Source organism: Pseudomonas sp. PA27(2017) (genome assembly GCF_001945445.1).
Classification (GTDB): Bacteria; Pseudomonadota; Gammaproteobacteria; order Pseudomonadales; family Pseudomonadaceae; genus Aquipseudomonas.
Map to the genome: position 1 here is coordinate 19641 of NZ_MSXW01000014.1, position 10538 is coordinate 30178.

The following is a 10538-nucleotide window of genomic DNA, read 5'->3' on the forward strand; positions in this document are numbered from 1 at the left end:
GCATCGTATGCCTCCGTGGCCGTCTGTCGGCCACTTGATCGCGGCATAAAAAAAGGCCACCCGAAGGTGGCCTTGAAAGAGATAAAACTAGGAGAGAGTGCCTTACACCGCCGCAGCCGGGCGCATGTAAGAGATCGGAGCAGTGTCGGCGTCTTCGAACGTCACCGTTTCCCAAGCATCCGGCTGTGCGATCAAGGCTCGCAGCAGACGATTGTTCAGGCCATGGCCGGATTTGTAGCCGCGGAACTCACCGATCAGGCTGTTGCCGAGCAGATAGAGGTCACCGATCGCATCGAGAATCTTGTGCCTGACGAATTCGTCCTCGTAACGCAGGCCGTCTTCATTGAGCACACCGTCTTCGTCCACCACGATGGCATTGTCCACACTGCCGCCGCGCGCCAGGTTGTGCGAACGCAGGAATTCGATATCACGCATGAAACCGAAGGTGCGGGCACGGCTGACTTCCTTGACGAACGAGGTGCTGGAAAAATCGACACTCGCGGTCTTGGTGCGGTCGTGGAATACCGGGTGATCGAAGTCGATCTCGAAACTCACCTTGAAGCCATCGAACGGAACGAAGGTGGCGCGCTTGTCGCCGTCCGTCACGGTCACTTCACGGGTGATGCGGATGAACTTCTTGGGGGCGTCCTGCTCTTGCAGACCAGCCGACTGAATCAGGAAAACAAAGGGACCCGCACTGCCGTCCATGATCGGCACTTCACAGGCAGAGAGCTCGACGTAGGCGTTATCGATGCCCAGGCCAGCCATGGCCGAGAGCAGGTGCTCCACCGTATCCACCTTGACATCACCATTGACCAGCGTGGTCGACATGGTGGTCTCGCCGACGTTCAGGGCGTGCCCTTTGACCTCCACCACAGGGTCGAGGTCGGTACGGCGGAACACGATACCGGTATCCACCGGAGCCGGCTTCAGGGTCAGGTAAACCTTTTCCCCGGAGTGCAGGCCGATACCCGTGGCGCGGATGATGTTCTTCAGGGTGCGTTGTCTGATCATGGGTCTGGCCGCTTTACGCTAGGTGCGAATTGTTTTCAACAAAGGCTGGCGATAATAGCAGAACCGACCTTTGCTGAACACCAATCACCTTTATGCTCCTGATAGATTTCATTAATCCGCCTGACGACGCAGGAATGCCGGAATGTCCAGGTAATCCAGGTCGTCCTGCGGGTTCATTTTTGCCGCAGTGGCAGCGCCACCATGGCTCTGACGCTGAACGGTCGGGCGCTCGTAGTCTTTGTAGTTGACGTTCTGCTCGGCGCGAACCGGAGCGGCTACCGGCGCTACGGCTTGAGCAGCGGCGACCTGTACGGTGTTGTCGACCACCTTGACCGGCTTCTCCATGCGCGCACCCAGGCCAGTGGCGACCACGGTCACGTGCAGCTCGTCACGCATGTCCGGATCGATCACGGTGCCGACCTTGACGGTGGCATGCTCGGAAGCGAACTGTTCGATGATGTTACCCACATCGGAGTACTCACCCAGGGACAGGTCCGGGCCAGCGGTGATGTTCACCAGGATGCCGCGGGCGCCCTGCAGGTTGACGTCTTCGAGCAGCGGGTTGCGGATGGCCGCTTCGGTGGCTTCACGCGCACGGTTCGGACCACTGGCGCAGCCGGTGCCCATCATCGCCATGCCCATTTCGCTCATCACGGTCTTCACGTCGGCGAAGTCGACGTTGATCATGCCCGGACGCTTGATGATGTCGGAGATACCACGCACGGCGCCGCTCAGCACGTCGTCGGCCTTGGAGAAGGCGGACAGCAGGCTGGCGTCCTTGCCGAGGATGGTCAGCAGCTTCTCGTTGGGGATGGTGATCAGCGAGTCGACGCTTTCCTGCAGCGCGCGGATGCCTTCGTCGGCGATCTGCATGCGCTTGCGGCCTTCGAACGGGAATGGACGGGTCACCACCGCAACGGTGAGGATGCCCAGCTCCTTGGCCACTTCGGCGATCACAGGCGCCGCACCGGTACCGGTACCGCCGCCCATGCCGGTGGTGATGAACACCATGTCGCAGCCCTGCAGCACTTCGGCGATGCGCTCACGGTCTTCGATTGCGGCCTGACGGCCGACTTCCGGGTTGGCGCCAGCGCCCAGACCCTTGGTAACGCCAGTACCGAGTTGCAGCACGGTACGTGCGCCGATGTTCTTCAGTGCCTGAGCATCGGTGTTGGCGCAGATGAATTCGACGCCTTCGATGTTGCTCTTGGCCATGTGGTTGACTGCGTTGCCACCGCCACCACCGACACCGATAACCTTGATGACCGCGCTTTGCGGAAGGTTGTCTACGAGTTCAAACATGGTCTCTCTCCTGTATTTTCTAGTTTTTAACGCCTACTGCCGGTGACGCCGCACACGCCCGTGCCGCGCCGCCCACATTAGAAATTGCCCTGGATCCAGCGCTTGAGCCGCTCCAGGACGGGTGCCTTGGTTTCATCACCGTACCCGCCATTGCCGGGCATCGGGATGTCGTCGGACTGCTTGCGCAGGCCATACATCAACAGGCCAACGCCCGTCGAGTAAATCGGGTTGCGGACCACGTCGCTGAGCCCCTTGACGCTGTGGGGTACACCGAGGCGAACCGGCATGTGGAAAATCTCTTCGGCCAGCTCGACCGCGCCTTCCATCTTCGCCGTACCACCGGTGAGTACGATGCCCGCCGGGATCAGATCCTCGTAGCCGCTGCGGCGCAGCTCGGCCTGGATCAGGGTGAACAGCTCGTCGTAACGCGGCTCGACCACTTCGGCCAGGGACTGGCGCGACAAGTCGCGCGGCGGACGATCACCGACGCTCGGCACCTTGATGGTCTCACCGGCACCGGCCAGCTTGGCCAGGGCGCAGGCGTAACGGATCTTGATCTCTTCGGCGTACTGGGTCGGGGTGCGCAGCGCCATGGCGATGTCGTTGGTGACCTGGTCGCCGGCGATCGGGATCACCGCGGTATGACGGATCGCGCCTTCGGTGAAGATGCAGATGTCGGTGGTGCCGCCGCCGATATCGACCAGGCACACGCCCAGCTCTTTCTCGTCGTCGGTCAGCACCGCATACGCGGAAGCCAGCTGCTCGAGGATGATGTCGTCTACTTCCAGGCCGCAACGGCGCACGCACTTCTCGATGTTCTGCGCCGCGTTCACTGCACAGGTGACCACGTGCACCTTGGCTTCCAGACGCACACCGGACATGCCCAGGGGCTCGCGCACGCCTTCCTGGTTATCGATCACGTAGTCCTGCGGCAGGGTGTGCAGCACACGCTGGTCGGCAGGAATGGCCACCGCCTGGGCGGCATCCAGCACGCGCTCCAGGTCGGCGTTGCTGACCTCACGGTCACGGATGGCAACGATACCGTGGCTGTTCAGGCTGCGGATGTGATTGCCGGCCACGCCGACGAATGCCGAGTGGATGCGGCAGCCGGCCATCAGCTGGGCCTCTTCGACCGCACGCTGGATCGACGCCACGGTGGACTCGATGTTGACCACCACGCCCTTCTTCAGGCCGCGCGATGGGTGAGTACCGATGCCGACGATTTCCAGCTGACCATCAGCGGTCACTTCGCCTACCAGCGCCACCACCTTGGAGGTACCGATGTCGAGGCCGACGATCATCTTGCCGCTCTGCACGTTTGCCATGTTTCCTGCCTTCTCTCTCTATTCACTGCACCGCAGCGGTATCGACCGCTGCCGATGCCGGCGGCTCGCGCCACGCGACGGCCAGGCCGTTGGCGTAGCGCAGATCGACCCGCGCGATATTGTCTTTCTGATCCTTCAGCGCCTTGCTGTAGATGGCGCCGAAACGACGTATTTTTTCCACCAGATGGTCGCGCCCCAGCAGCACTTCGATCCCCTGCCCCGTAGACAGGAACCAGCTACCACGCTCACGCAGCTCCAGGCGTGCCACGGTGAATCCCATTGGGCGCAGCATCTGGCTCAGCACCTGATACTGCTGCATCACTTGTTGCTGGGCCCGTTTCGGGCCGTACAGTTGCGGCAAATTCTCGTAATGCGCCAGCTCCTTGGGCGCGAACGCCTGGCCCTGGTTGTTGAGCAGCGCCTCGTTGCCCCAGCGGGCGATTGGCAGTTGCTCTTCCAGTCGCACCACCACCTGATCGGGCCACACACGGCGAACTTCGGCGTGGGCGATCCATGGCATCTGCTCCAGTTCGTGGCGCATACCGACAAGGTCGACACTGAAGAAGCTCGCGCTGACAAAAGGTTCAATGCGTTGTTGCACCGATTGCTGGCTGATGTAGCTCAGGTCGCCTTCCACGCTGATCTTGGCGATCGGCCGATCGGCGTAAGGCAGCAGGCGCAACGACAGTTCATAGGCGCCAAAGCCCAGTACCAGCAGCATCACCGGCCAGGTCAGACGCTTGAACAGGCTGAAGTTCGGCCGCGGCAAACGCACGCTGATCGGCTCCTTGGCCACCAGGCGGCTCGCACCGCGCGGCACGGCCTTGCCGCGTACCGGCGTGCCTGAACCTGGCTGATGACGAAGGATGGCGCCCATGCTTACCCCCGTGCCTCGACGCTGTCGGCGAGAATCGCCAACACCAGTTGCTGGAAGTCCAGACCGGCTGCCTGGGCCGCCATCGGCACCAGGCTGTGGTCGGTCATGCCCGGAACGGTGTTCACCTCCAGCAACCAGAAACGCCCATCGGCGTCCTGCATCACATCGGCGCGTGCCCAACCCTGGGTACCGACGGCCTCGCAGGCGCGCGCGGTCAGGGCCTTCAGCTCGGCCTCCTTGTCGGCCGAGAGGCCGCAAGGCACGCGGTACTGGGTGTCATCGGCCAGGTACTTGGCGTCGTAGTCGTAGAAGCTGTGCGAGGTGCCCAGGGCGATCGGTGGCAGCACCTGGCCACGCAGCATGGCGATGGTGAACTCCGGGCCATGGATCCACTGCTCGACCAGCACCTGGCTGTCGTAGCAGGCGGCGTCCTGCCAGGCGGCGATCAGGGCGTCCACGTCGCCGACCTTGGCCATGCCGATGCTGGAGCCTTCGTGCGCCGGCTTGACGATCAGCGGGAAGCCCAGCTCGTCAGCGGCGCGACGGCAATCGTCGGCGCTGGCCAGCACGGCGTGGCGCGGCGTGGACAGGCCGAGGCTCTGCCACACCTGCTTGGTGCGCAGCTTGTCCATGGCCAGCGCCGAGGCAAGGATGCCGCTGCCGGTATAAGGAATGCCGGCGCACTCGAGCAGGCCCTGCATGCTGCCATCTTCACCGCCACGGCCATGCAACACGATGAAGGCGCGGTCGATCTTCTCGCTGCCCAGGCGGGTAACGAAGTCGTCACCCACGTCGATGCCGAATGCCTCGACGCCAGCGCTCTGCAGCGCGCTCAGCACGGCATTGCCGGACTTCAGCGATACCTCGCGCTCGGCGCTCTTGCCGCCGAACAGCACGGCAACACGGCCGAATGCCGCTACCGGCAGTTGGGATTTCAGGGTTTCGGCACTCATTTGCGTTGACCTTGCGCGCTGAACAGCGGGCTCTGCAGCAGTTGTGGGGCGACGCCGCCGATGTCACCGGCGCCCTGGCAAAGCAGGATGTCGCCAGCACGCAGCAGCGGCTTGATCAGCGGTGCCAGGTCGGCGCCGCGCTCGATATAAATGGGATCCAGCTGACCGCGCTGGCGAATGCTGTGGCACAGCTGACGGCTGTCGGCACCGGGGATCGGCTCTTCGCCGGCCGGGTAGACCTCCATCAGCAGCAGCACGTTGGCGTCAGTCAGCACTTGCACGAAATCGTCGTACAGATCGCGGGTACGGCTGTAGCGGTGCGGCTGATAGACCATCACCAGGCGACGCTCCGGCCAGCCGCCGCGCACGGCCTTGATCACTGCCGCCACTTCGCGCGGGTGATGACCGTAGTCGTCGACCAGCATCACCTCACCGCCTTCGACCGGCAGTTGGCCATACACCTGGAAGCGTCGACCGACGCCCTGGAACTGCGACAGCCCCTGGACGATGGCCTCGTCACTGATGCCTTCATCGGTAGCGATGCAGATGGTTGCCAGGGCATTGAGCACGTTGTGGTTGCCCGGCATGTTCACCGACACGTCAAGCGGCTCGCAGTCGGGGCGCAGCACGGTGAAGAAGGTCTGCATGCCCTGCTGGCGCACGTTGATGGCGCGCACGTCGGCATCTTCGCTGAAGCCATAGGTCACCGTCGGGCGGCCGACCTGAGAGAGGATCTCGCGTACCACCGGATCGTCCACGCACAGCACGGCCAAGCCATAGAACGGCAGGTTGTGGAGAAACTCGATGAAGGTCTTCTTCAGTTTGTTGAAGTCGCCCTCATAGGTGCTCATGTGATCCATGTCGATGTTGGTCACCACCGACACCATGGGCTGCAGGTGCAGGAAGCTGGCGTCGCTCTCGTCGGCTTCGGCGATCAGGTAGCGGCTCGAACCGAGCTGGGCGTTGGTGCCGGCAGCGTTCAGGCGGCCGCCGATCACGAAGGTCGGATCCAGGCCACCAGCGGCGAACACCGAGGCCAGCAGGCTGGTGGTGGTGGTCTTGCCATGGGTGCCGGCCACGGCGATGCCATGGCGATAGCGCATCAGCTCGGCGAGCATTTCGGCGCGCGGCACCACGGGAATGCGGCGCTCGAGCGCGGTCGCCACTTCCGGGTTAGAGGTGTTGATCGCGCTGGAGACCACCAGCACGTCGGCGCTCTCGGCGTTTTCGGCACGGTGGCCGATGAAGATCTGTGCACCGAAATTTTCCAGGCGCTCGGTGACGGCCGAGGTCTTCAGGTCGGAACCGGACACTTCGTAGCCCAGGTTGAGCAGGACTTCAGCGATACCGCACATGCCGGCGCCGCCGATGCCGACGAAGTGAATGCGGCGGATACGACGCATGCGCCGCACTTCTGCCTTGACCGCTGCGGGGGATTTAGCCACGGGCCACCTCCAGGCAGACATCGACGACGGTACGGGTAGCATCAGGCTTGGCCAGGCGACGTGCGGTGCTGGCCATTTGTTTGAGTCGTTCGGGGTGCATCAAGACCTCGGTCAGCTGCGCTGCCAGATCGGCAGCGTCAGTGGAGCGTTGTGGCAGAAGAACGGCGGCACCGTCCTTCGCGAGATAGCTGGCGTTGCGCGTCTGGTGGTCGTCGATCGCGTGGGGCAACGGCACCAGGAAAGCCGGCAGGCCGGCGGCAGCCAATTCGCTGACGGTCAGCGCACCGGAGCGGCAGACCACCAGGTCGGCCCTGGCGTAGGCGCGGGCCATGTCGCCGATAAAGGGCGCGACCTGCGCTTCGACGCCCGCTGCGTTGTATCGTTCGCCGGTCACCTCGGCGTGTTGCTTGCCGGCCTGGTGGAAGACCTCCGGGCGCAATTCGGCGGACACCTGCGCCAGTGCCTCTGGCAGCAACTTGTTGAGCGGTTCGGCGCCCAGGCTGCCACCCAGAATCAGCAGGCGTGGCCGACGACCGGTCAGCGCATCGCGCGGCGTTTCCAGGAACAGCTCTTCGCGTACCGGGTTGCCGGTGGTGCGGCGCTTGTCCGACGCGGCGAAGGTATCGGGGAAAGCCTCGCAGACCCGGCTGGCGAATGCCACCAGACTGCGATTGGCGGTACCGGCCACGGCATTCTGCTCGTGAATGATCAGCGGCACGCCGGCCAGCTTGGCTGCCAGGCCGCCCGGGCCAGTCACGTAGCCGCCCATGCCGAGCACGCAGACCGGCTGCAGTTCGCGCACCACCTTGCGGGCCTGGAACAGCGCCTTGAGCAGCTGCAGCGGCGCCTTGAGCAGCGACAGCTTGCCCTTGCCCCGCAAGCCACTGACGTTAATCAGGTGCAGCGGCAGGCCGGCAGCCGGAACCAGTTCGTTCTCGATGCCACGCGGCGTGCCCAGCCAGTGCACGCGGTAGCCGCGTGCCTGGAATTCACGGGCGCAGGCCAGCGCCGGGAACACATGCCCGCCGGTGCCACCCGCCATGATCAGTACGTTACCGGCCATGCTGCACCTCCCGCTCGGGCTCGGGGAAGTCGCTTTCGTCGAACTCGACGTCTTCGCTGCCCAGACCATTGCGCGCTTCCCACTCGATGCGCAGCAACAGCGCCAGGCTGACGCAGCAGATCACCAGGGAGCTGCCGCCGTAACTCAGGAACGGCAGGGTCAATCCCTTGGTGGGCAAAAGACCGATGTTCACGCCGATGTTGATCAGGAACTGGCCGATCCACAGGAAGCCCAGGCCGAAAGCCACATAGGCCGAGAAGAACTGCTTGGCCTTCTCGGCCCACAGGCCGATGTACAAGGCGCGCACGCTGACGAACACGAACAGGCCGACGGTTGCCAGCGCACCGACCAGGCCCAGTTCCTCGGCCAGCACGGAGAACACGAAGTCGGTATGTGCTTCGGGCAGGTAGAACTGCTTCTGAATGCTGTTGCCCAGACCGACACCCAGCCATTCGCCACGCCCGAAGGCGATCAGCGCCTGGGTCAGCTGGTAGCCGGAACCGTACTGGTCGGCCCAAGGGTCGGTAAAGGTGATCAGGCGCTGCAGGCGGTACTCCTGGCTCTGCACCAGCACGAACACCGCGCCAACCGCCAGAGCTACCATCAGCAGGAAACGGAACAAGCCGACGCCACCGAGGAACAGCATGGCCATGGCCGCGCCCATCATCACCACGGTCGCCCCGAAGTCGGGCTCGAGCAGCAGCAGGAAGGCCATGGGCAGCAACACCACGAACGGCTTGAAGAAGCCCGCCCAGCTTTCGCGCACCTCTTCCTGGCGACGTACCAGGTAGCCGGCGAGATAAAGCACCACGAATACCTTGGCGATCTCCGAAGGCTGGATGTTGAAGGCACCGAAACCGATCCAGCGCTTGGCACCGTTGACCTCGCGGCCAATGCCGGGCAGCAGCACCATCACCAACAAGGCGATGGCGATCAGCAGCAGCAACCAGCTGTGGCGCTGCCAGGTGGCCAGCGGAATCATCAGCACCACGCCAGCTGCACCCAGGCCGATGGCCAGATAAATCAGGTGACGAATCATGTAGTACAGCGGGCTGCCGGTATTCACCGCCGCCACTTCGGTGGAGGCCGAGGAAATCATCACCAGACCGAGGCCGAGCAGCGCCAGGCAGCCGGCGAGCATCGGGAAGTCCATGTCCAGGCCACGGCGGCCGAGAAGCGGGGACGGATACGGACGCAGGAAGGACAGCATCAGACGAGCGCCTCCACGGCCTGGGCGAACAGGCGCCCGCGTTCTTCGAAATTCTTGAACATGTCCAGGCTCGCGCAGGCCGGCGAAAGCAGTACCGCATCGCCGCTTTGGGCGAGCGCGGCAGCCTGCTCGACGGCAGCCTGCAGGCTGTCGGCGCGCACGATCTCCACCGCGCCATCCAGCACCGCGGCCAGTTTGTCGGCATCGCGGCCAAGCAGCACCACGGCGCGGCAATGAGCGGCGACTGGCTTGCGCAGGCTGGAGAAATCGGCGCCCTTGCCGTCGCCACCGGCGATCAGCACCAGCTTGCCATCGATGTCGGCGCCCAGGCCTTCGATGGCCGCCAGCGCAGCACCGACGTTGGTGGCCTTGGAATCGTCGTAGTAGCTCACGCCACTGCGCTCGCCAACCCACTGGCAGCGGTGCGCCAGACCGGTGAAGGTTTTGAGGGTATCGAGCATGACGGCCATCGGCAGACCCACGGCATGGCCGAGCGCCAGCGCCGCCAGGGCATTGGACTGGTTATGGGCGCCACGCACCTTCAGCTCGCGCACCGGCAGCAGCGCCTCGAACTGATAGGCCAGGTATTTTTCGCCGTTTTCCTCGAGCAGGCCGAAACGCTTGAAGTCCGGCTTGCCGAGGCCGAAGCTCCAGCACGGCACCTGATCGGCGATCATCGGCCGCGACAGCGGATCGTCACGATTGACCACCACTTGCCGCGCGCCCCGGAAGATGCGGTGTTTGGCCAGGTGATAAGCGGGCAGATCGGCGTAGCGATCCATGTGGTCTTCGCTGACGTTCAGGCAGGTGGCCACTTCGGCGTTGAGCAGCTCGGTGGTTTCCAGCTGGAAGCTGGACAGCTCGATGATGTAAAGCTCCACGTCGTCGGCGAGCAGATCCAGCGCCGGCGTGCCCAGGTTGCCGCCCACGGCGACCTTGCGCCCCGCAGCTGCCGCCATCTCACCTACCAGGGTGGTCACGGTGCTCTTGGCGTTGGAACCGGTGATGGCGATGATCGGCGCCTTCGCCGCGCGAGCGAACAGGTCGATATCGCCGGACAGCTTGGCGCCGCGCATGGCCGCTTCCTGCAGAGCCGGCGTAGCCACGGCCAAGCCGGGGCTGACCAGCAGTTCGCTGGCACGGCTGAGGAATTCCACGTCCAGCTCGCCACAACGCACTTCGACCTGTGGGAACTGTTCACGCAAGGTGCTCAGCTCCGGCGGATTGGCACGGGTGTCGGCCACGGCGAAGCGCACGCCCTGGCGCGCGAGGTAGCGCACCAGGGACATGCCGCTCTTGCCGAGGCCGACAACGATGCGGAATTGGTCGGAAGCGATCAGGCTCATGCT

At 64.1% G+C, this 10538-nt stretch carries 9 protein-coding genes; all 9 read right to left on the reverse strand.

The genetic code is table 11. The features are described from left to right. Window positions 1–102: 102 nt before the first annotated feature. The 9 genes from lpxC to murD all read right to left on the reverse strand — a co-directional run bounded on the left by lpxC (window position 103) and on the right by murD (window position 10535). Window positions 103–1014: a UDP-3-O-acyl-N-acetylglucosamine deacetylase gene (lpxC, locus tag BVH06_RS06620; protein ID WP_013792645.1), complete on the reverse strand. Its 912-nt coding sequence runs from the start codon at window positions 1012–1014 to the stop codon at window positions 103–105. 111 nt (window positions 1015–1125) lie between these two features. After that, complete coding sequence (gene ftsZ, locus BVH06_RS06625) at window positions 1126–2316, reverse strand: cell division protein FtsZ (protein ID WP_075930930.1); 1191 nt, start codon at window positions 2314–2316, stop codon at window positions 1126–1128. 77 nt (window positions 2317–2393) lie between these two features. Continuing rightward, window positions 2394–3641: a cell division protein FtsA gene (gene ftsA, locus BVH06_RS06630; RefSeq protein WP_075930931.1), complete on the reverse strand. Its 1248-nt coding sequence runs from the start codon at window positions 3639–3641 to the stop codon at window positions 2394–2396. A gap of 22 nt (window positions 3642–3663) precedes the next feature. After that, complete coding sequence (locus BVH06_RS06635; RefSeq protein WP_075930932.1) at window positions 3664–4518, reverse strand: cell division protein FtsQ/DivIB; 855 nt, start codon at window positions 4516–4518, stop codon at window positions 3664–3666. 2 nt (window positions 4519–4520) lie between these two features. After that, window positions 4521–5471 (reverse strand): D-alanine--D-alanine ligase, encoded by a 951-nt coding sequence (locus tag BVH06_RS06640; protein ID WP_075933579.1) that lies wholly within the window; start codon window positions 5469–5471, stop codon window positions 4521–4523. Further along, a complete protein-coding gene (murC, locus tag BVH06_RS06645) occupies window positions 5468–6874 on the reverse strand; it encodes a UDP-N-acetylmuramate--L-alanine ligase (RefSeq protein WP_218189108.1) in 1407 nt (468 codons plus the stop codon). The genes BVH06_RS06640 and murC overlap by 4 nt, the downstream gene beginning before the upstream one ends. Window positions 6875–6908: 34 nt before the next feature. Beyond that, window positions 6909–7979 (reverse strand): undecaprenyldiphospho-muramoylpentapeptide beta-N-acetylglucosaminyltransferase, encoded by a 1071-nt coding sequence (gene murG, locus BVH06_RS06650; RefSeq protein WP_075933580.1) that lies wholly within the window; start codon window positions 7977–7979, stop codon window positions 6909–6911. Beyond that, window positions 7969–9189 carry a putative lipid II flippase FtsW gene (gene ftsW / locus BVH06_RS06655; RefSeq protein ID WP_075930936.1) on the reverse strand — a complete coding sequence of 407 codons (1221 nt, stop codon included), beginning with the start codon at window positions 9187–9189 and terminating at the stop codon, window positions 7969–7971. Before ftsW ends, murG begins: the two co-directional genes overlap by 11 nt. Then, on the reverse strand, window positions 9189–10535 hold the full coding sequence (murD, locus tag BVH06_RS06660; protein ID WP_075933581.1) for a UDP-N-acetylmuramoyl-L-alanine--D-glutamate ligase: 1347 nt from the start codon (window positions 10533–10535) through the stop codon (window positions 9189–9191). Before murD ends, ftsW begins: the two co-directional genes overlap by 1 nt. Window positions 10536–10538: the final 3 nt, after the last annotated feature.

What these genes read in the sequence shown, in the direction of transcription:
- ftsA (WP_075930931.1), bottom strand. Translation starts at nt 3,641, where the DNA reads ATGGCAAACGTGCAGAGCGGCAAGATGATCGTCGGCCTCGACATCGGT.
- murG (WP_075933580.1), bottom strand. Translation starts at nt 7,979, where the DNA reads ATGGCCGGTAACGTACTGATCATGGCGGGTGGCACCGGCGGGCATGTG.
- murC (WP_218189108.1), bottom strand. Translation starts at nt 6,874, where the DNA reads ATGCGTCGTATCCGCCGCATTCACTTCGTCGGCATCGGCGGCGCCGGC.
- murD (WP_075933581.1), bottom strand. Translation starts at nt 10,535, where the DNA reads ATGAGCCTGATCGCTTCCGACCAATTCCGCATCGTTGTCGGCCTCGGC.
- lpxC (WP_013792645.1), bottom strand. Translation starts at nt 1,014, where the DNA reads ATGATCAGACAACGCACCCTGAAGAACATCATCCGCGCCACGGGTATC.
- BVH06_RS06640 (WP_075933579.1), bottom strand. Translation starts at nt 5,471, where the DNA reads ATGAGTGCCGAAACCCTGAAATCCCAACTGCCGGTAGCGGCATTCGGC.
- ftsW (WP_075930936.1), bottom strand. Translation starts at nt 9,189, where the DNA reads ATGCTGTCCTTCCTGCGTCCGTATCCGTCCCCGCTTCTCGGCCGCCGT.
- BVH06_RS06635 (WP_075930932.1), bottom strand. Translation starts at nt 4,518, where the DNA reads ATGGGCGCCATCCTTCGTCATCAGCCAGGTTCAGGCACGCCGGTACGC.
- ftsZ (WP_075930930.1), bottom strand. Translation starts at nt 2,316, where the DNA reads ATGTTTGAACTCGTAGACAACCTTCCGCAAAGCGCGGTCATCAAGGTT.